16 protein-coding genes are annotated in these 20,304 nt (G+C 60.6%); 10 read left to right on the forward strand and 6 right to left on the reverse strand.

Going from position 1 to position 20,304, the window contains the following annotated elements; genetic code table 11:
• Positions 1-7 precede the first annotated feature (7 nt).
• The 3 genes from AC5RUM_RS07820 (at position 8) to AC5RUM_RS07830 (ending at position 1,865) form a co-directional block, all read left to right on the forward strand.
• Positions 8-1,003: an alpha/beta hydrolase gene (locus AC5RUM_RS07820; protein WP_494034403.1), complete on the forward strand. Its 996-nt coding sequence runs from the start codon at positions 8-10 to the stop codon at positions 1,001-1,003.
• Positions 1,004-1,149: 146 nt separating this feature from the next.
• A complete protein-coding gene (locus AC5RUM_RS07825) occupies positions 1,150-1,758 on the forward strand; it encodes an SDR family NAD(P)-dependent oxidoreductase (protein WP_494034404.1) in 609 nt (202 codons plus the stop codon).
• A 23-nt stretch (positions 1,759-1,781) separates the two neighbouring features.
• The gene (locus tag AC5RUM_RS07830) at positions 1,782-1,865 is read left to right on the forward strand and encodes a hypothetical protein (protein WP_494034567.1); all 84 of its coding nucleotides are present in this window, start codon (positions 1,782-1,784) and stop codon (positions 1,863-1,865) included.
• A gap of 399 nt (positions 1,866-2,264) precedes the next feature.
• Here AC5RUM_RS07830 and AC5RUM_RS07835 read toward each other — a convergent pair whose 3' ends face one another.
• Positions 2,265-3,062 (reverse strand): IclR family transcriptional regulator, encoded by a 798-nt coding sequence (locus tag AC5RUM_RS07835; protein ID WP_494034405.1) that lies wholly within the window; start codon positions 3,060-3,062, stop codon positions 2,265-2,267.
• Positions 3,063-3,321: 259 nt separating this feature from the next.
• Between AC5RUM_RS07835 and AC5RUM_RS07840 the strand changes: the two genes are divergently transcribed.
• From AC5RUM_RS07840 to AC5RUM_RS07865, 6 genes are all read left to right on the forward strand, one after another.
• On the forward strand, positions 3,322-4,803 hold the full coding sequence (locus tag AC5RUM_RS07840; protein WP_494034406.1) for an aldehyde dehydrogenase family protein: 1,482 nt from the start codon (positions 3,322-3,324) through the stop codon (positions 4,801-4,803).
• Positions 4,804-4,839: 36 nt separating this feature from the next.
• Positions 4,840-5,601, forward strand: a complete 762-nt coding sequence (locus tag AC5RUM_RS07845; protein ID WP_494034407.1) for an SDR family NAD(P)-dependent oxidoreductase — start codon at positions 4,840-4,842, stop codon at positions 5,599-5,601.
• 16 nt (positions 5,602-5,617) lie between these two features.
• Positions 5,618-6,304 carry a class II aldolase/adducin family protein gene (locus tag AC5RUM_RS07850; RefSeq protein WP_494034408.1) on the forward strand — a complete coding sequence of 229 codons (687 nt, stop codon included), beginning with the start codon at positions 5,618-5,620 and terminating at the stop codon, positions 6,302-6,304.
• A 127-nt stretch (positions 6,305-6,431) separates the two neighbouring features.
• Positions 6,432-8,543 carry a hydantoinase/oxoprolinase family protein gene (locus AC5RUM_RS07855; RefSeq protein ID WP_494034409.1) on the forward strand — a complete coding sequence of 704 codons (2,112 nt, stop codon included), beginning with the start codon at positions 6,432-6,434 and terminating at the stop codon, positions 8,541-8,543.
• Positions 8,540-10,891, forward strand: coding sequence for a hydantoinase B/oxoprolinase family protein (locus AC5RUM_RS07860; RefSeq protein WP_494034410.1), 2,352 nt, complete (start codon positions 8,540-8,542; stop codon positions 10,889-10,891). The genes AC5RUM_RS07855 and AC5RUM_RS07860 overlap by 4 nt, the downstream gene beginning before the upstream one ends.
• A gap of 129 nt (positions 10,892-11,020) precedes the next feature.
• Positions 11,021-11,728 (forward strand): MBL fold metallo-hydrolase, encoded by a 708-nt coding sequence (locus AC5RUM_RS07865; RefSeq protein ID WP_494034411.1) that lies wholly within the window; start codon positions 11,021-11,023, stop codon positions 11,726-11,728.
• Between the two features lie 629 nt (positions 11,729-12,357).
• Here AC5RUM_RS07865 and AC5RUM_RS07870 read toward each other — a convergent pair.
• The 5 genes from AC5RUM_RS07870 to AC5RUM_RS07890 all read right to left on the reverse strand — a co-directional run bounded on the left by AC5RUM_RS07870 (position 12,358) and on the right by AC5RUM_RS07890 (position 18,348).
• Positions 12,358-14,514, reverse strand: a complete 2,157-nt coding sequence (locus AC5RUM_RS07870) for an amylo-alpha-1,6-glucosidase (RefSeq protein WP_494034412.1) — start codon at positions 14,512-14,514, stop codon at positions 12,358-12,360.
• Positions 14,515-14,650: 136 nt separating this feature from the next.
• Positions 14,651-15,403 (reverse strand): maleylpyruvate isomerase family mycothiol-dependent enzyme, encoded by a 753-nt coding sequence (locus AC5RUM_RS07875; protein ID WP_494034413.1) that lies wholly within the window; start codon positions 15,401-15,403, stop codon positions 14,651-14,653.
• Positions 15,403-16,230 carry a fumarylacetoacetate hydrolase family protein gene (locus AC5RUM_RS07880; protein WP_494034414.1) on the reverse strand — a complete coding sequence of 276 codons (828 nt, stop codon included), beginning with the start codon at positions 16,228-16,230 and terminating at the stop codon, positions 15,403-15,405. The genes AC5RUM_RS07875 and AC5RUM_RS07880 overlap by 1 nt, the downstream gene beginning before the upstream one ends.
• A complete protein-coding gene (locus tag AC5RUM_RS07885) occupies positions 16,230-17,360 on the reverse strand; it encodes a cupin domain-containing protein (RefSeq protein WP_494034415.1) in 1,131 nt (376 codons plus the stop codon). The genes AC5RUM_RS07880 and AC5RUM_RS07885 overlap by 1 nt, the downstream gene beginning before the upstream one ends.
• A gap of 151 nt (positions 17,361-17,511) precedes the next feature.
• The gene (locus AC5RUM_RS07890; protein WP_494034416.1) at positions 17,512-18,348 is read right to left on the reverse strand and encodes an IclR family transcriptional regulator; all 837 of its coding nucleotides are present in this window, start codon (positions 18,346-18,348) and stop codon (positions 17,512-17,514) included.
• A 219-nt stretch (positions 18,349-18,567) separates the two neighbouring features.
• On the opposite strand from AC5RUM_RS07890, the gene AC5RUM_RS07895 reads away from it, so the two are divergent.
• Positions 18,568-19,794: an FAD-dependent monooxygenase gene (locus AC5RUM_RS07895; RefSeq protein WP_494034417.1), complete on the forward strand. Its 1,227-nt coding sequence runs from the start codon at positions 18,568-18,570 to the stop codon at positions 19,792-19,794.
• The last annotated feature ends 510 nt before the right edge of the window (positions 19,795-20,304 follow it).

A 20,304-nucleotide genomic window follows, 5' to 3' on the forward strand; every position in this document is an offset into this window, starting at 1 on the left:
GCCCGGCATGTCTGCTGAATCCGCCCGCCAGTCGGCGGGCGGGACTTTGTTCCAGAGGGTCTCGAGAGAAAGCGAGGTGGCTGCGATGCCATCTGTTGAATTGCATGCCGTCGTCGAGCTGCTGGCCAAGTCCGTGCCCGATTTCAGCGACGACTTACACGAACTTCGGCGTCGTTTCGCCGATTTGGCCGGAAAAAATGTAGTGGATCCCGACATCTGCATAAACGAGGGAAACCTCGGGGGCGTTGATGTAGTTGCAACTTCACATGCAACGGATCTTGGGACGACGATACTCTTCCTCCACGGCGGTGGGTATGTTGCCGGAAGTGCGGCGGAATCTTTGCCGCTGTCGTCGAGGATAGGCGTTGCCTCCGGTGCCAAGGTTGTCTCGGTGGATTACCGCCTCGCCCCCGAACATCCGTTTCCCGCCGGAGTACAGGATGCTCTCAGCGTGTACAAGGCGATGCTCGGCCAAGGCGTTAAGCCAGAGACCGTTGCAATCGTCGGGGCATCTGCCGGTGGAGGTTTGGCTACCAGCTTTCTGGTCGCTTCCAAGGCCGAAGGCCTGCCCACGCCCGCAGTCGGCGTAGTTTTCTCACCATGGCTCGATTTGGAACTCACCGGCCGGTCCGTGCTCACAAATGCAGGTAGCGATCCGTCTCTTTCTGTCAAAGGACTACGTCGAGCGGCGTCCGACTATTTGGACGGTAGATCGCCGAGGCACGCCGGGGCCAATCCCTTACACGCCACCCTGTCTGGATTGCCGCCCCTGCTCATCCAGGTTGGAACGCGCGAAATTCTACTCGATGACGCGAACCGACTTGCCGCTCTCGCCAGGGAGGCAGGAGTTGCCGTTGAACTGCAAAGCTGGGAGGAAATGGTGCACGTCTTTCAGTTGTTCGCCCCTCGACTCCCCGAAGCGAGAGAGGCATTGCAGAAGGCTGGGAACTTTATCCGTAGACACACCGGTCAGCCGCAAGGCGATGATGTTGCTGACGCATAGTCAAGTCAATGGCGCGGGCTCACCTTGGAGAGTTCTCATTCGTCAAGGCGATTATTGGGCGATCTACATGCCGTGAGTTGAGTACCGTCATGAAGTGACCGCGGCGAGGACACCCCCATCGAATAGACAATCAAGAGGAGAAATTCATGAAGAGAGTTGCAATTGTAACCGGCGGCACGGGCGCGATCGGATCCGCCGCATGCAGGATTCTCAACCACAACGGGTGGACAGTAGTGGCGGCCGACATTGCCGAACCCTCCAACTTCAAAGAAAATTGGCATTTCTCGAAGCTCGATGTCACATCTGACTCAAGTGTCGCGGCCGTTTTCGATTTTGCCGACTCGCTAGGTGACATTTGCGCCGTAGTAAATGCTCACGGGATTGCCCTCGAAACTTCTGTTGGATCATTCGATAGGGATCGATTTCAGACAATTTTCGAAGTCAACCTAACGGGGGTTGCCAGGATGTCAGACGCAGCCGCTGTCCGCGTTGGCAATGGCGGAGCTATTGTCCAATTGAGCAGCATCGGAGCATCGATCGGCAGAACCAAGGGGGCGACTGCCTACTCCGCCAGCAAGGCTGGCGTAGAAGCACTGACCCGGGTACTAGCCATCACATTGGCTCCGCGAGAAGTGCGCGTCAACGCCGTCGCGCCGGGATTCGTCTCTCAGCCTATGGCCGGCGAAGGGGAAGTTATGCGTGAACGCCAAGGTGGAAACGTGGGCGTCCAAAAACTCAGTCCGATGGGAAGGTAGTGACGCCTGAAGAAGTCGCCAACGTGATCTATTTCCTCTGTTCCGAGAACTCATCGGGCGTTACTGGCACCGTCGTGCCCGTCGATGGCGGACAGCGGGCATGGTGAATCGTCCTTCTCAGTTGTCATGGGTTTGACAGCATCGGTTAGTTCCGCACAGCGGGCCGCTATCGGACAGGAGGCTAAGACACAGATAACAGGTCGTCCAGGGGAACGCTCTTTTCCACGGCGGCCATGTAGCTGAACGCGGAGAATACTTAAGCTCGGACGAGGTCGACCTCGAGAGATTCTGTTTTCATGTCGAGGACCGCACTTGGGCCCAGCTTTTCGTTGGCTGGAGTCACCTTAGAACAACAGCGGTGAGCCAAATCGTGCCCGTCCTTCAATCGCTCGGTTCCGTAAAGCACCAGAAAACAATGCAGCAGGCTGGCCCTCCCATTCGTTGCCAAAGGGATCAGGAAGTGCGGGCCCGAGGAGCCCAACTAGGCCTTTCTCCGGAAGAGCGTCTTAGTCCGCGACCTCAGCTGCGTTCAAGATGCTGATAATTTCTTCTTGGGTATGAAAAATGAGTTCCAGCTTCTCCGGGACCTGCAGTGCCTCCAGTCGTGCTACGGGCACAGAAACCGAGAACGTGGCCATGGGCCTGCCGGGCGATGTGGAAAGAGGGACGGCCAGTGCGGCAACACCGATTTGCGCTTCTTCCCGGCAAATGGCGTATCCCCGCTTCCGGGTGCGCTCAAGTTCAGCCAGGAGTTCTTCGAATTCCGGGTCCGGGAGATAGCTTCCCGCGAGCTGCGCGCCCTTACCGCGATAAAGCCGCTCAAGCTGGTCCAGTGGCTCGTACGCCAGCAAGGCCCGTCCGCCAGCCGTCGTATGCGCCGGCAGGACTGTGCCGGCCCTGTCGCCGATACGGAGCACAGAAGTCGCCTCAATGGTCATCAAAACCCGCGCGTGGATGCCGACTCGGACGGTGAGGTTGACCGTCTCATCAAGTCGGGAACACAGCAGTTCAAGAGATGGGCGGGTCACTTCACGCAAAGTCTTGGTCCAGGATGACCCGATGACCGGTGCTCCCAAGGCAGGACCGGCCACGTAGCGGCGGGAATCATCCTGCAGCGCAAACCCCCTGTACGTGAGCATCGACATCAGGCGATGCGCCGTGGAGTAAGCCACATCGAGTTTCGAGGCGACGTCAGTGATACGAACAGCCCCTTCATCGCGCAGGATGCTCAGGATCCGTAACGCGTTATCCACCGAATCGATTGGATAGGGAGGCCGCTTGTGTTCGATGGTGGCTTTCTTCACAGCGGAAACAATACCCCAAAATTCGGACAGGGAAAAGGCTCGGATAGTTCACCTGGTTGCTGAGAAGTCCCGTAGTTCACGGCCTTCGATAAGGAATCACAGGCCAAACCCTGAGTTTTCTGTAGTGAAGAAAGTTATTGAAACACCTTTCACGGTGGCGTGAACTGGTCTCCTGACCCTAGGAACAAGAGTCCGTGTGGAGGCAGCGAAGCCAGCTCAGCGACTCACACCATGGAGGGCATACAGGACAGGACGAATTATGCTGAATCAGATTGAAGAACGTACGCCGTTCCAGACAAACCTGCGAGAGCGCCAATGGAAGCTGCTGCTTGATGGCGAACTTCGGGATGCGGAAGGCTCGAACGTCTACGAAAGAATCAGTCCCTTCACCAGGGACACCATTACCCAGGTCCCCAATGGTTCGAAGGCGGACGCACACACGGCGGCGGAAGCAGCATACGCCGCGCGGCGGATGTGGCGCTTAACGACGGTTCCGGAACGTGCCGCTGCACTTCTCAAAGCTGCGGACATCATTGAAGCCCACGGCGAGGAACTCGCGTATCTGGACTCGATTGATGGTGGCTCTGCGCTGCAGAACTCGCGGATGGACGTCCGGCTGACTCTTGCACATGCGCGTCTGTTCGCCGGCTTGGCGCTCGAGATGAAAGGCGACACCATCCCTGCCGGCACTGGCCTTCACATGACTGTGAGGGAGCCGGTGGGCGTCGTCGTGAGAATAGTGCCCTTCAACCACCCGCTCATGTTCGCGGGCAAGGTTTTCGCCCCAATCCTGGCCGGAAACCCGACCATCCTCAAGCCCCCAGAGACTGCGCCGCTGTCGGCACTTCGACTGGGGGAGCTGCTGCAGGACGTCTTCCCTCCGGGCGTCTTCCAGGTCGTGACAGGTCAGGGACGAACCGTCGCCGATACACTCGTCCGCCACCCCCGGGTCCGGAGAATCGGCTTCATCGGCTCCGAGCAGACCGGACTTGCCATCCAAAAGGCGGCCGCCGAATCCGGTGTCAAGGAAGTTTCCCTTGAACTTGGGGGCAAGAACGCCATGGTTGTCTTCCCGGACGCTGACCTGGATAAGGCCGCCCAAGGCGCCATCAACGGCATGAACTTCGCGTGGTCGGGCCAGTCATGTGGATCCAACTCCCGGCTGCTTGTTCATAGCAGTGTCCACGACGAGGTTGTCGCCAAAATCGCTGACAAGCTGAAAGCGCACCGGCTCGGAGATCCCCTCGACCCCGGGACGGATCAGGGCACTGTGATCAACGAGAAGCAGTTCAACTCCGTCATGGCTTACATCGAAACAGCGCGTAAGGAAGGGGCGACTGTTGCCGCCGGTGGCGGCCGTCCGGACGGAGAGGCCTTTGCAGAAGGTCTCTTTATTGCCCCAACGGTGCTGACGAATGTGAAGCCTGGCGACACTGTCGCCCAGGAGGAGATCTTCGGGCCGGTGCTGTCGGTCCTTCCCTTTGAGACCGAAGAGGAGGCTGTGGAGATCGCCAATGACTCCCCGTATGGACTCACCGCGAGCGTATGGACTGCTGACCTTAACCGGGCACTGCGGGTAGTCCGGGACATTGAAGCGGGATTCACCTGGATCAATGACTCCGCCAAGCACTTCCCCAACGTCCCCTACGGGGGAGTAAAAGCGTCAGGATTCGGCCGAGAAGAGAGCATCGAAGAACTGCTCAGCTACACCGAACTCAAGACGATCAACATCGCCTACTGAGCCTACTGGCTCATCATCATCTCAACGAGGAGAATCGTGAGTTATCTCGGACTGGACCAAAAGGTCATTGTCGTCACAGGGGCAGCGCAAGGTATCGGCGCCGCCTACGTCCAAAGGCTGGCGGATGACGGCAGTACTGTCATCGCCGCCGACCGGAACTTCCAGGGCGTGGCTGCTCTGGCGGAATCGCTATCGCACAAGGGCAAGGTTTTGCCGGTGGAGGTCGACGTCGCCTCGGCATCTTCGTGCGCCGATCTGGCCCGGAAAGCGATCGGCCAGTATGGCCGAGTAGACGGGCTCATTAACAATGCCGCAATCTTCTCCACCATAACCATGAGGCCCTTCTGGGAGATCCCCGAAGCAGAATGGGACACCCTCATGGCGGTCAACGTCAAAGGCCCCTGGCTGTTGACGTCAGCGCTGCTGGACGGCTTTAAGGCCTCCGGCAAGGCAAGCATCGTGAACATCGGTTCGGACGCTGTTCAGCTGGGCCGTACCGGATACACCCATTACGTGGCCAGCAAGGGCGCCGTGGCGGGCATGAGCTATGCCATGGCCAAGGAACTCGGGCAGTGGAATATCCGCGTCAACACGCTCTCCCCTGGCCCCGTCTACACCGAAGTCGACCGCGGCACAGTCACACCAGAGCAAAAGGAAGCCATGCTTGCCCGTCAGGCACTGCCCCGGACAGCAGGACCGGACGACATGACCAGCCTGGCCGCTTTTCTGCTCTCCGATGACAGCGGCTACATCACCGGCCAGACCATAAGCGTCAATGGCGGCCTTCTTCACCGATGACGCAGGAAAGGGAATCATGAACACCGACATCAGGGAACTCGTCTCGCTTTCTTCCCGGATCCTTGGGGGAGCTGACCAAGGCGACTTCATCTGGGGGCATGCTTCAGCCCGTGATCCGGAAGGGCGCGGTGCGTGGATCAAGGCCAGCGGCTGGGGCCTCCAGGAAGTCATTCCAGATCGCGTCCACCTTGTGGACAGGGAAGGCGCCGTCGTTGAAGGAGAGGGGCGCCGTCATCTTGAGTACCCCATCCACACCGAGATCTACGCGGCGCGTCCAGACGTCGGAGGGGTTGTCCACACGCATTCCCCGCATGCTGTCGCTTTAGCCGCGGCAGGCCAGGAACTGGTGCCGGTCAGCCACGCAGCCAACTTCTTCGTCCCGCCGTCGGTCCCGAGATTCACCCTGACCGCCGATCTCATCTTTACCCAGGAACTCGGCGTGGCCCTCGCGGAAACCCTTGGAGGCGCCCGGGCTATCTTTCTCGTCAATCACGGAATAGTCGCGGTGGGCCCGGATCTTCAGTCAGCGACCGTCGCGGCAATTCTGCTGGAACGGGCAGCCGAACAGCAGCTCGTGACGCTGGGCTACGGTGGCCTGCCGGCCTGGTCCGCGCCCGAGGAATCGCTGGCAAAGCGCGAGCGGATTTACAACGAGGCTGCCATCAGCAACGTTTGGGACTATCTGGTGCGTCAGCTCAAGTAGGTTCAATCGCTTTTCTGCAACGGAGAAAGCCGTGGGCGGAGCAAGGCAGCAAGAGTAGCTTGAATATATAGGCCCGAGTGATTCACATCACCGGCTTCCCAGAATTGTCACGCAAAGGAGCGTATAAGTGGGATACATCATTGGAATCGACGTTGGGGGAACTTTCACCGACGCCGTTTTGGCCGACGATGCAGGAAACATCGTCGGAGCGAAAGCACCATCCACTCCGCCAGACTACTCTGAAGGCGTCCTGGACGTTATCGGCGTCCTGGCGGAACAGATGGGCCTGACGGTACGGGAGGTGCTGGCCGATACACAACATATCGCGCATGGCACGACGTCGTCCCTGAACGCACTTGTTATGGGCAACGTCCCACCCGTAGGTTTCATCACCACCCGTGGTCACCGCGATTCCATCTACATCATGAACGTTGAAGGCCGGTACCTTGGCGGCTCACCCGAGCAGCTGCAAAGCGTTGTGACCCAATCAAAATCCCATGGCCTGATCCCAAAGCGCCATGCGCACGAGGTCACAGAGCGGGTAGACCGGGACGGACACATCATTGTCCCGCTGGACGAAGACGACGTCCGGAGGGCCGTTCGCGATCTTATCGACCAGAACGTCTCAGGGATCGCAGTCTCGCTGCTATGGTCATTCCGCAACCCCACCCATGAGCGACGAATTCGCGACATCATCCACGAAATCGCCCCGGAGATGTTTGTCTCAATCTCATCTGAGGTCAGTCCGAGGATCCGGGAATTTGCCCGAAACGCAACCACCATCATGAGCACCCAGATTGGACCAGGTCTCAAGCACTACCTCGGAAACTTGGAGAATGCGCTTCGTGAAGAGGGACTCAAAGGCCCGCTGCTGGTGATGCAGAGCAACGGAGGCGCCATTGTCGCCGAAGAGGCCCCTGCAAATGCAATAAGTACGGTAGGGTCTGTGCTCACCGGTGGGGTGGTAGGTTCCGTGGCATTGGGAGCCCAGCTGGGGCACCCCAACATCGTCGCAACCGACGTGGGGGGCACGACCTTCCTTGTAGGCCTCGTAGTCGATGGCGAACCGGTTCGTTCGTCCACTACGGTCATCAATCACCACCCCATCAACGTCCCGACGCTTGAAGTGCACGCGATCGGCTCCGGCGGAGGTGCCATCGCCTGGATCGATAAGGGTGGAAACCTCCAGGTTGGACCAAAAAGCGCTCAGGCAGTACCCGGGCCGGCATGCTACGACCAAGGCGGAACGGAGCCGACCAACACCGATGCAAACCTGGTTTTGGGAATCCTCCCCGAACGTGGCTTGCTTGGTGGCAAAAAATCTCTCAACATCCAGCGTGCCCGTGAAGCGATCCGTACACGCATCGCAGAACCCTTGGGCATGACCGTTGAAGACGCGGCCGCGGCCATCTATCAAGTGCAGAATGCGCAGACAGGTGACCTGCTTCGCAAGACAGTTGTTGAAGCAGGGCATGACCCCCGGGACTTCATCCTCTACGCCTTCGGCGGCGCTGGCCCCGCGAACTGTGCAGCGTACGCCGCGGAACTGGGCGTACAGCAGGCGGTCGTTCCTCTGGGTCCGGTTGCCTCCGCGTTTTCCGCCTTTGGCCTGGCCACATCGGATGTCGTGTTGACAGCTGAACTCTCCGATCCGGCCACCTTTCCCCTCGATGCCAGGAGCGTTGAGCGGAACTTCCAGGAACTGGGGAACCAGGTCCTGGCCTCCCTCGAACGGCAGGGGCTTAGCTTCGAGTCCGTGGAACTGCACCGCGAGACCGACATGCGCTATTCAATGCAGCTGGCGGAACTGCCGATCTCTATGGACCAGGTGATCACGGCAGAGAGTTTGGAAGAGGCGGCTGTGCGGTTCGAACGTCGCTACGCCGAACTCTACGGAGAAGGTTCCGGATTCAGCGCAGCCGGGATCCAGGCCATTACGTATCGGGTCCGGGCCGAAGGCAAACTCGCCGTCTCCCTCGAGCTGCCACCAATTGACGCGGCCGACACCGGCGATCCGTCGGCGGCCCAGATTGCCACACGACCGGTGCGCCTCAGCTCCGCAGGCTACATGGATACCGCCATCTACGACTACACAAAACTCAGAAGCGGCCATCAAATCACGGGACCTGCCGTCATCGAGGTACCGACCACGACCGTAGTTGTCCCGGACGGCATGAGCGGCGAGATCGACAAGCTCGGAAATCTTGTCATTCTGACTCAGAAAGGTTCCCAGCCATGAGCGTGACTATCCCCGGTTCCGAAGTCTATTCCAGCCGACCAAAGAGTCCGGATGAGCTCAAGGATTCCCTCCCGCAGGGTTTTCCCATCCACTCCGTTACGCAGGAGCAAATCGACGCGGTGGACCCGCTGACCTACGAAGTCATCCGTCACCGCATCTGGTCAATCACAGAGGAGATGGGTGAGGCGCTGAAGAGGATGTCTGGATCGCCCATCGTGACCGACGCCAATGACTTCGACTTCGCCATCGGAGACGAATTCGGTCAGGAGGTCCAAGTCGGTCTCTACAACACCGGGCTTGTCGGCGCCGTCGACCTGGCGGTTTACTGGACCCTTCAGAACCGCGCAACAAACCCAGGCATTGAAGAGGGCGACATGTTCCTCTGCAACGATCCATGGGTCGGTGGAGGCTTGCATCAAAGCGACGTCATCATCTATCAGCCTGTATTCCATGACGGAAAGCTCTTTGCGTGGACAAGCGGGATCTGCCACGAACCCGACCTGGGCGGTGTAGGACTTGGTTCGTTCTCGCCTGCTGCTCAGGACGTCTTCAGCGAAGCGCTGCCCACACCACCGGTAAAGGTTGTCCGGGGTGGCGAATTGCAGGCCGATATGGCCGACATGTGGACGAGGCGCTCACGAGTTCCCATGCTCGTCGGCCTTGACCTCAGGGCCCAAGTTGGCGCCAACAACGTAGGCCGGCAACGGCTTCTTGAGGTCATTGAGCGTTACGGCGCAGACACCGTCAAAGCCGTCATGAAGCGCATGATGGCCGATTCCGAGAACAGGCTGCGCGGCAAGCTGAAATCATTGCCCGATGGCACGTGGCGTGCCACCGGCTATCAGGATCAGTCTCACGAAGGCGATCGGTCGCTGCACAAGATCACCGTGGCCATGACGAAGAAGAATGATCATCTCACCTTCGACTTCACCGGAACGGACCCGCAGGCCGGGATGATCAACTGCACCTACGCAGGAATGCGCGGCGGTGTCATGATCGCGCTTCTACCTATCCTGGCCCACGACATACCGTGGTCCGCGGGCGGCCTGATGCGTTGCTTCGATCTGGTGTCAGAGGAAGGAACGATCAACAACGCCACTTTCCCGGCGGCCGTGAGCCGCGGTCCCATCGGTCCGGCCTGGTTAACCGGAACACTCGTAGCCGAGTGCCTGTCGCAGATGCTCGACCGCTCCGTGGATCTGGGCAAGAGCGTGCAGGCCGCTTGCTGTGGAACCTGGGACACAGCCGTCATTGCCGGACTGGACGAACGGGGAGAGGTACCCGTACCCTTCCTCAACATCCTCATGGAGCCGATGGCCGGAGGATATGGGGCTCGCCCGCAGGCCGACGGCATGGACACAGGAGGGCTCTTCTGCATTCCGATGGGACGTATCCCTGACACGGAAATGTCGGAGTTCCTTTATCCGATGCTCGTACTCTGGCGCCGGGAGGAGACTGACTCCGGCGGTCCAGGTCGTATGCGTGGAGGTGTCAGCGCGTCGCTTGCATTCACCCCGCACGGCACCAGCGTTCCAATGGGGCTGGTCCTGGCATCGGCGGGCAAGGCCGTCTCGCAGAACACAGGCCTGTCGGGCGGCTATCCGGGAAACACCGGTCTCGACCTGGTCGTGCGAGACGTGGACGTCTTCGAGATGCTCAGAGGAGGAGTCGTTCCCGAGACACTGGACGAGTTGGGCGGCGCAACCGAGATCGGCCAATGCTACGCACAAAGCGATGTCAAACCGGGCGAGGTGCTCTACATGCACTGGCAGGGCGGCGGGGGCTATGGCGACCCGCTGCTCCGGTCACCGGAAGCGGTCGAAGCTGATCTCATTGCCGGCAAGGTGACGGTTACGGCCGCAGAAGAAATCTACGGCGTCGCCTACGACGAAAGCTCGGAACACGTAGACCAGGCACGCACTCAATCGCTCCGGTTACGGATCCGGGACGAGCGGAAGCAGCGGTCCACAGTCGACCCTGTCGCGGGGGCGCGTCCGATTCTGGATGTCAGCCACGGCCGCCGCATCGACGACAACCTGGTTGAGGTACGGGTCGACGATTCAGTGCTCGTTGCCTGTGCACACTGCGGAGTGCAACTGGCAGACACTGCCACCGACGACGAGCTCTGGCTAGGGACCTTCGACGGCGCACCGAGAACTGCCGGGCCACAGGTCACTTCTGACCATGCAACGTACGTGGACGGAGAAGTTGTCTTCCGCCAATACTGCTGCCCCAACTGCTGGACTGCAGTGTTCTCGAGCATTGTTCCAACTGAGCACCCGGAGCACGCGCGAACCATCGCTCTTTTGGGCCCGGAGGCTCGTGCCCTCGCTATGCAGGCGCAGTGATGTGAGGACTGCCGGAAGTCTCATGTCTTAGGTGAGCGGACCACATTGAAGAGGGGCTCGGGTGAACTTCACAGTTGCCCGGGCCCCTTTTCTCCATGACAAATTCCAAAGCCCCCTGAAAGAAACACCATGAAAATCACCAAACTGGGACACGCAGCAGTTCTCGTCGACGTGAACGACGTGCGCATATTGATCGATCCAGGCAGCTTCTCCTCTGATGAAGCCTTCGGACTTACTGGACTGGATGCCGTTATTGTCACCCACAGGCACCACGACCATGTCGCGCCCGAGCGGCTCGAAGAGCTTTTAGCCCTCAACACTGACGCGGTGTTGCTTTCCGGTGCGTCCACAGCGGCGGGGCTAGGTCCTCTGGCCAAAGCGAATTTTCGTTTGCTCTTGCCGGATGAATCGTTGCGGATTGGGGATGTTGATGTGACGTCAGTCGGCGGTCTTCACGCAGTCATTCACGAAGACTTCCCTCGTGAGGACAATATCGGTGTAGTGCTGAGTCCTGTGGACGGACCGAGATTCTTTCATCCGGGGGACAGCTATGAATACACCCCAGAGGACATCCAGGTGCTTGCCGTTCCTATATCTTCTCCTTGGGGGAAGTTGTCCGAGACGGTTGACTTCGTTCGTTCAGTGAGTCCGGCAACCATGTTCCCTATCCACGATGCGCTTTTCAGCGAGCATGGCAAGAAGCTCTTCTGGTCGTGGATTCCGCAGCTGGCGGGAAGCGAAATTAGCAGCATCAGTCCGTCGGAGGGGAATCCGGTGGAGTACAACAGGTCAGGCGAATTTGTTCGCAGCTCTAGCCTGGACGACCCCGCAGCATGAGCCGACTTGCTGCCGCGCCTGACGTCAGCGGCCCGCTGCCAACACCCAGGCCCACCACAAGACACCAGCCGTCAGCTCGAGAGGGCGCTGAACTTCTTGGGAAAGCCGAACGGGCTGAATATCGCCCTGAGCTCACAGTATCGCGCGCCAACGATCTGGCACCTCGCTTAAACCAGGAGATCGCGCATGCAGAGGAAGAAGCGATAATCCGGCGGACTGGTGGAGTCCGAGTCACCCGCCACAAACACAACAGTTTCACCGTGGAAGTTACCGGCGAAGTTCCCTTCGGACTGACCCTTGAACGAGACCTTGACTTCTAGAAACGTGTCCGTCAATGCAGCACGTGATAACAACCATCTGATCCCTGGACCCTTGACGTACGAAGAGTGGATCTACTTGAATGCCGGAGACGAAGTGGTTGTTCAGCGGCTTGGCCGACCCCCCTGGCCTGGTCACATCGACGAAATCAATGAGGACGCTACAATTTTTTGGGTCGACTTGCACAACAGCCGGGGGCGAATCATGGTCTATGAGGGTGACGGATCAGTGGTCATGCGCGCAGACCACTCGCTATCGGACTAGCCACCGAGATCCGGTCCCAACCTCTACGCCGGCCGGACTTGGAGCACCTACGTCTCGCCTCTGATACTTTTCAGTAGATCGTCCAACGAGGGCCGACTCCCTTTCCGAAGGATCATTCCCTCAGGCAGACCCTCTACAGCGACCTGAGTCCCCGACGCGTCGATCCTTAGCCGGGCGCCACCAATATTTGCATTAGTTGAATGCAGGGTCCCCCAGCTTTCAGGAAGCGCCGGATCCATCCACAAGGATCCCTCGGACACGTCAGCCTCATAACGCAGAAGGCTTCGGAGCAGCATTACGGGTGTCGCCGAGGACCAAGCCTGAGGAGAGCACGCCGTGGGGTAGGGGAGAGGGGAAGAGTAGTCAGAACGGCTGAACCCGCAGAATAGTTCGGGCAATCTGTTATCCGTGTACTCGGCCGCCTCCATCAGCGCTGAGGCAAGTTGCTGTGCTTCCTTCACGAATCCGTAGCGCATGAGACCGGCAACGATTAGCGCATTGTCGTGCGGCCAGACCGAGCCATTGTGATAACTGACCGGGTTGTAGGCACGCATATCAGACGCCAGAGTGCGCACGCCCCAGCCACTGAACATTTCGGGGGACATAAGCCGGTCAACAACCTGGCGTGCTTTGTCCTCAGCCACGATTCCAGACCAGAGGCAGTGCCCCATATTAGACGCACAGGCATCTACCGGACGTTTCTCTCGGTCCAATGCCACGGCGAAATAACCACGATCCGGAAGCCAGAACTCTTCGTTGAATTGTCTTTTCAGCCGGTCCGCACAGTCCCGCAGTTCGGCAGCCAAGGCAAGGTCGCCTGTTTCATAGGCCATCCACGCCCGTGCAATGTAGGCGGTGTACACGTAGCCCTGCACCTCACACAAAGCGATCGGAGGTTCCGCGGTGCGGCCGTCAGCGAAATTGATGCCATCCCAAGAATCCTTCCAGCCCTGATTGACGAGCCCCTGCTTGTTCAGACGCTCATACTCAACGAACCCATCCCCGTCACGGTCGCCGTATTCTCGGATCCAGTCCAGGGCTCGGTCCGCATGCGGGAGCAGCATCGCGACATCCTCAGCAGCTACACCCCATCGCGTGACCTCACCGAGCAGTGTGACGAATAGTGGAGTCGCATCCACGGTGCCGTAGTAGGCGGACTTGCCAGCAAGTGCGACACCCATATTCACGCCAAACCGCACTTCATGGAGTATCTTGCCCGGCTGTTCCTCCGTGCGGGGATCCACGACCGAACCCTGCCTTTCGGCCAGCGTCTGCAACGTTCCCAAGGCCAGTGAGGCGTCAACGGGTAGCACCATGAAGGACGCTAGCAATGAATCTCGTCCAAACAGCGCCATGAACCAGGGAGCACCTGCAGCAACGACCATCCGGTCCGGTCGCTGCGGGTCTACAATCCGCAGGGCACCGATGTCATCGCGGCTGCGCAGGATGGTCTTCTCGACAGACCGATTTTCAAGGCTGAGAACGGAGAGAGTTTCCACCCAGGCCTTCTTGCGGAGTTCCTGGGGCGAGGGGGAGTCCGGGGTGGGATGGAGAAGCCGTGCTATGTCTTGGGCGTTGTCTTCTTCCACGGAAGGAACGACGACCACGCGCACGCTCCACTCGCCGTAGGCAGGGATGAGCATCTGGTAGGAAACTCCCTCGGCATTCACTGTGCAGCCCGGCGCATGCACGGTGACACCTTTCCGGACATCCTGCCAGACAGCCTCGATCCTGACTTCACCGCGTTCGTGCAGTCGTGACTTTTCCCAGTGACGATGAAATCGCCCGTTTTTGACTTCAAACAGATCGGCGAAGTCGGCATCCACAGAGAGGGTCACTTCACAGCGAGTCGGCTCACGGTAATAGTTGTGGATTGTGACTTGCTCGATGATGCCCGCCCCGACTTCCCGCTTCCGTTCGACGGTCACCGTACTATCTGCACGGCCGGCGTCGCCCACTGCCCTCCCGAGGTAGGTTCCCTGAAATGGTGAAGGTGTCCAGGCGCCTAGTGCCTCAAGCGGCTCGCCATTCACGGCGAGGCACCAACGGGAAAGTATTCTCGTGTCTCGATAGAAGACACCGTGAGGATGATGGGGCAGGATGTCCCCGTTGGAGAGCGATATACAGAAGGATGAACCCTCGACGAGTGTTATTGCCCCAGGACCCGTGGAACCTGCCAAATTATCGGCATTCCATTCGGCCATCATCGGCTCCTTTGAACGAATGCCGAGTTCCTAGACTGAATCTACGCTCTTCGCCCGGGGGCGCCAAGCGCACCAACAGGAAAAGCCCCTCGATGAGGGGTTTTTCCTGTTGGTGCTTTCATCGCCGCGGGGAGGCTTAGATCCACTTCGGAGCGGTCGGAATGGTGCCGTGTGCGCCGTCTGCACCGGGTGCGGTGACGCCGCTGTGGCCTCGGCCTGCGGCCCATTCGACGACGGCCGCCAAAGGTCCGCTGATGACCGTTGGGTTCGCTGCACTCGCGTCGCCCAACGTAGGGTCCCTGCCCGTCATCCTGACCAGGAGGCCGGCATCGGTGCCGCGGGTTTTCCAGGCGCCGGTGATGTCCTTAAGGAGCCGTTCTAACACCGGCGCGGGGATGTCTGTGAAGGTGGCGCCGTTGTTGAGGTCGACGGCGTGCATCCAGACTTCGCGGGTGCGCATCCAGACGGTTTCTTCGGCCGGGACCACACGCCCTTGGGCGGTTTTGACCTTGTGGTGCCAGGCGTCGGCCGCCAGGTCGCGCCATTCGACGTTCAGGTGCACGGCGGAGTGGTCAAAGAGGTGCCGGAGTGCGATCGGGGACAGCGTGGCGCCGAACTCGATCTCATGGTTGCGCGCCTCGGGGGAGGCATACATCGGCGTTTCCACTCCTGTTGCCGCCCACTCGATCAGCCGGGCAATTGCCCTGGCGTTGTAGCCGACGTGTGCGATGAGGTGCCGGCGGGTCCAGCCCGGCAGCAGCGAGTCCGCGTCGAGGTCCGCGTCGGAGAGCTCGTTGAGTTTGCGGGCGAAGAAGGCCGTTCCCCGGCGGGCCTGCAGCAACCCGTCCAGCAGCTGCGGGTCCGTCGTCTGGTCGGTGCGGGCAACCATTAGGCTTCCTTGACGACGCGGTTTTTCAGCTGGCCAAGGCCTTCGATGGTGGTGACCAGGACTTGGCCTTCCTGCAGGTACCGCTTGGGGTCCTGGGCGTGGCCGACCCCGCCAGGGGTCCCGGTCGCGATGACGTCGCCGGGGTTCAGGGTGATGATGGTGGAGATGTAGGAGACCAGGAATTCCGGGGTGAAGACGAGGTCGCCGGTGGGGGTCTGCTGCTGGATCTCCCCGTCGACCTCGGAGGTCATTAGCGGGCCGGCGGTGAATTCGTCGGTGGTGACCAGCGCGGGGCCGAACGGGGTGGATTTCTCCCAGGTCTTGCCCTGCAGCCACTGGATGGTGCGGAACTGGTAGTCGCGCATGCTGACGTCATTCAGCACGGCATACCCCGCGATGTGATGGCGCGCGTCGGTTTCGCTGATACGGCGGCCCTGCTTGCCGATGACGACGGCGAGCTCTGCTTCCCAGTCGACGGCGTCCGATTCCTGCGGCAGGGCCAGGTCATCGTTGGGGCCGATCAGGGATTCGGCGTACTTGGCGAACAGTGTGGGGTACTCGGGGATTTCCCGGCCCATCTCCTGGATGTGGTTGCGGTAGTTGTGGCCGACGCAGATGATCTTGCCTGGTGCGGGCACAACGGCGTCGAGGTCTGCGCCCTCCAGTGGATGGGCCGCGCCGGTGGCAGCTGCGGCCTTTTCTTCCCAGGCGGAATCCTTCAGCAGGGCCCCGACGTCGACGAACCCGTTGATTTCGGTGAGGATGTCGCCGTCCTGGCGGACCGCCGTCGTAGTTCCGTTGCCGGTGCGGAGGGTGAGGAGTCTCATTACTTGGTGCGTCCTTCGGTGTAGGTGCGGTTGAAGCTCAAGCGTTCGAAAATGGGGGCGTCGCTGAAGCGGAAAAGATCGAATCCGGTCTCGGCCTGCAGTGACCAAGCGGCCCAGGACGGGACGACGAACAGGTCGCCCTTTTCCAAGGTCCTGGTTTCGCCGTTCAGGACCACGGAGCCGGAGCCTTCGAAGACCTGCCAGACACTGGAGCCGACCTCGTGCACCGCCTCGGTGGCGATACCGGCGCGGAGGCGGTGGAATTCGGCGCGGATGGTCGGCATCACGTCCCCGCCGGTGGTGGGGTTGGTGAAACGGACCGCTGCGTGGCCCTGGGACACGGTGGCCGGGTGGCCCTCGTCCTCCAGCAGGAGCTGTTCACGCAGGGCCCGGTCGGTGTGTTCCCAGCGGTACGCCGCGATGGGGGAGCTGGTGGTGTCATCCAGGCCGGAGAGTGGGCGCAGACCGGGATGGGCCCACAGCCTCTCGGAGCGGGAGATGTCAGGGGTGGCCTCGTCGGTGACGCGTTCGGTGCCGAACTCAAAGAACCCGGCGTCGGCGTAGTGCACGAACGGGATGTCCAGCCCGTCGATCCACGCCATCGGCGCATCGGTTTCGTTGTGGTGGCCGTGGAAGTTCCAGCCCGGCGTCAGCAGGAAGTCCCCGCGGCGCATCGCCACCGGATCCCCGTTCACCACCGTCCAGACCCCCTCGCCTTCGACGACGAAGCGGAACGCGTTCTGTGAGTGGCGGTGCTCCGGCGCGGTTTCGTGCGCACCGAGGTACTGGATCGCCGCCCACAGGGTCGGCGTCGCGTAGGGCGTGTTCCCCAAACCCGGATTGGCCAACGCGATGGCCCGGCGCTCTCCACCGCGCCCGACAGGAACGAGATCACCGGCGCGGGCGGCGAGAAGGTACAAATCACTCCACCGCCACACATGCGGCACTGCCTTCGGGGACGGGACCATGGGCATCAAGTCCGCGATCTCAGTCCACAGCGGGATCAGGTTTTCCTTGTCAAAATCCCGGTACAACTGCTCAAGCTGCACCTGCTCCTCCGGTGTTGGCTCCGGAGCGACATGCGCGGCGGCAACTGATTCGTGGGTCGTGTTCTCGGCGCTGATGGACACGGGGACCTCCTCTAGGCGTACAGACAACTGCGTTGTGGCTTTTTTCGACTGTACGGTGTGGCGCCCCTGCTCTTCGACGATTTTCTGCTCTACAGAAATGCGTGGGGAGGGCTGCCTGTCGGTTGTCCAGTTGGGTCAGTCTTGCCCGTCCTCAGTCCCCATCTACTGGGTTCGCCGCGATGTCAATCTCCACTTGCCGCACGGTTTCGTGCAGGATCTGCGGCAGGCCGGCGTCGAAGGCGTTGCGGAATCTGGCCACGGGCATTGCTACGCTCAGAGCGCCCACGACATGACCCGAGCGGTTATGCAGTGTCATACCCAAGGCACTGATGCCTTCCTCGGTGCCTTCAAAGTTGGCGGCGAATCCGTTGGCTCGGATGGTTTCCAGCTCACGAAGGAAGTCCGGGTATTCGTCGTCCGGGATGTTGTCTCCGCCAATTTCGGCGTTGTGGCTCCGAAAGAGCTGTTCGACGAGAGGCCCCTCCAGCTCGGCCAGCATCGCCTTGCCACCCGAGGCTTTGTTGGCCGGCATTACTGTGCCTTGACGGTCACCGACCCGCAGGACGTTCGTGCTCTCCACCGTGGCTAGGAACCGAACCTTGGTTCCCACCCGCACCATGAGGTTCACGGTTTCGTTGATGCGCCCGCAGAGCAGCTCCATATGCGGCTGCGCAACCGTGCGAAGCCGACGGGTCCAGCTGATCCCCGCTGGCCCCACTCCCATGGCCGGGCCCGGGATGTAGCGGCGGTTCTCGTCCTGCACCGCAAACCCCCGGTACACGAGCATTGCCAGCAGCCTGTGGGCCGTCGACGGAGCGACCCCGAGCTCAGCCGCCGCGTCCTTCAAGCGCAACGCCCCGCCGTCGCGAAGTACCTGAAGCAGCTGGAGGGCGTTGTCCACTGCCTCGATGGAGTAGGTGGGCTTTCTCTGGGCAGGCGCTTTCCGTAAACGAGTATGTCTACCCTGGCTCGAGGAGTCGTTCTGCATAACAGAATTATATGGTGCTGAGGCAGATGCCATGGGGACAGTGGTGGCATGAATGAAACACCCGCTGCCGTGGGAGCGGTCCGCCCACTGGTCGCGGCCGGCTTTGGCGTTAATTCAAACTTTCTGACCTTGTACGCAGGGATGTCCATCGCAGCCCTGCTGATCGCGGCCGTGCGATCAAACCTTCACCACGTTCACCAATTTCAGTAGGAGACCGTTATGTCTGATCCCAAACAGTCCACCGACGTTCTTGTCGTTGGAGGCGGCATGGCCGGCTTGGCAGGAGCTTTGGCCCTGCGGGAGAACGGCGCCACCGTCACGCTCGTGGAGCGCGCCCCTGCGTTCGGCGAGGTGGGCGCCGGCCTTCAAATGGCGCCGAACGCCTCACGTGTCCTGAAGCGTTGGGGCCTCTTAGAGAAGGCGTTGGAGCTTGGTGTCCAGCCGAAACACCTGGTATTCCGCGACGCTGTGACCGGCGAGGAGCTGACGCGACAGAGCCTGAAGGGCGAGTTCGAGGAACGCTACGGCGCTCCGTACGTGGTGATCCACCGTAGCGACCTGCACCGCATCCTCCTGGAGGCCTGCCAGGCTGCCGGCGTCGAGTTGGTCAACGACGTTACGGTGTCCGGCGTGGAGACACTCAACGGCCGCGGCATCGCTTCGGCGGTGGACGGGCGCGCGTTCCAGGCAGACGTCATCCTGGGGGCCGACGGACTGATGTCGACTCTGCGGGACACGGTGTCCACTGATGGCTCAGTTTCCTCGGCTTACGTGGCGTACCGGGGAACCGTGCCGATTACCGATGCGACGCCCAAGGCCGACCTCGAGGACGTTGTGGTCTACCTCGGCCCGAGCTGCCACCTGGTGCAGTACCCGCTCCGCAAGGGCGAACTGCTGAACACTGTGGCTGTGTTCAAGTCAGCGTCATTCGAGCGCGGCGAAGAGCAATACGGTGGCGTAGACGAACTCGAGGCTGCCTACGCTGACTGCGTTCCGGCCGTGCAGGAAGCCCTGAAGAACCTGGCGACGGGCATCCGCTGGCCCATGTACGACCGCGACCCGATCGAGAACTGGGTTGCCGGACGCATGGTGCTCCTGGGCGACGCAGCCCACCCGATGCTGCAGTACCTGGCCCAGGGAGCCTGCCAGGCGTTGGAAGATGCAGCCGTCCTGCAGGACGCCAGCGTCGGCACGGTGTTCACGAGCGACGGCGTCAACCCGAACGCATGGGACGAAGCCATCCGGGCCTTCAACTCTATCCGCGCCGGCCGGACTGCTCGCGTTCAGAGCACCGCACGGATATGGGGCGAGTCGTGGCACGTATCGGGCGTAGCTCGGGTGCTGCGGAACCTCCTGTTTAAGAGCCGTAAGGACAACGACTTCCAGTACAACGACTGGCTATATGCCCAGGACGCCGACGGCGCCCCGGTTCCGGTCAAGCGCTAAGCGCGGGCAGCAGCAGGAGTGGTCGTGTAAGGCCACCTAGGGCCGCGCAAGCGTCCCTCTGGGTGAGTTTTGTGTACAGCTAATGCCCTTAAGACTGCCTCTTTAGGGCATTAGCTGTAGCTGAACACAAATCCAGCGGCGGCCATGTAACAGAGGAAGTGACTGCAGCACTCGAACGTGGTACTTAGAGACTCGTGTTTTCCGGAGCCCATCAGGTGTTCGTGTCGATGTAGCCGGCGTTGGAGAGGCAACAGAACACGCAAGCCGTCGGGGAGTTCCAAGTCCGGTTAGATGCTCAGTGTAAAAGCTATAATCGACGATTCTCCCAAAGGCTCGAGGAGTGGGAAAACGTCACGTGTGGTGCTGCGGACATGAAGATAAGCCGACCTGACGATAAGAGGCCAACTAGGTTGGAACAACGACGTCCTCAGGTGATCGAAAATCCGCGGAAACGGTGGGGGCAATTATCCGGAATGGTCCAGATAGCATGGAATCTCACAGGCGGCTGCT

The sequence above is a fragment of the Arthrobacter sp. B2060 genome, assembly GCF_059090445.1.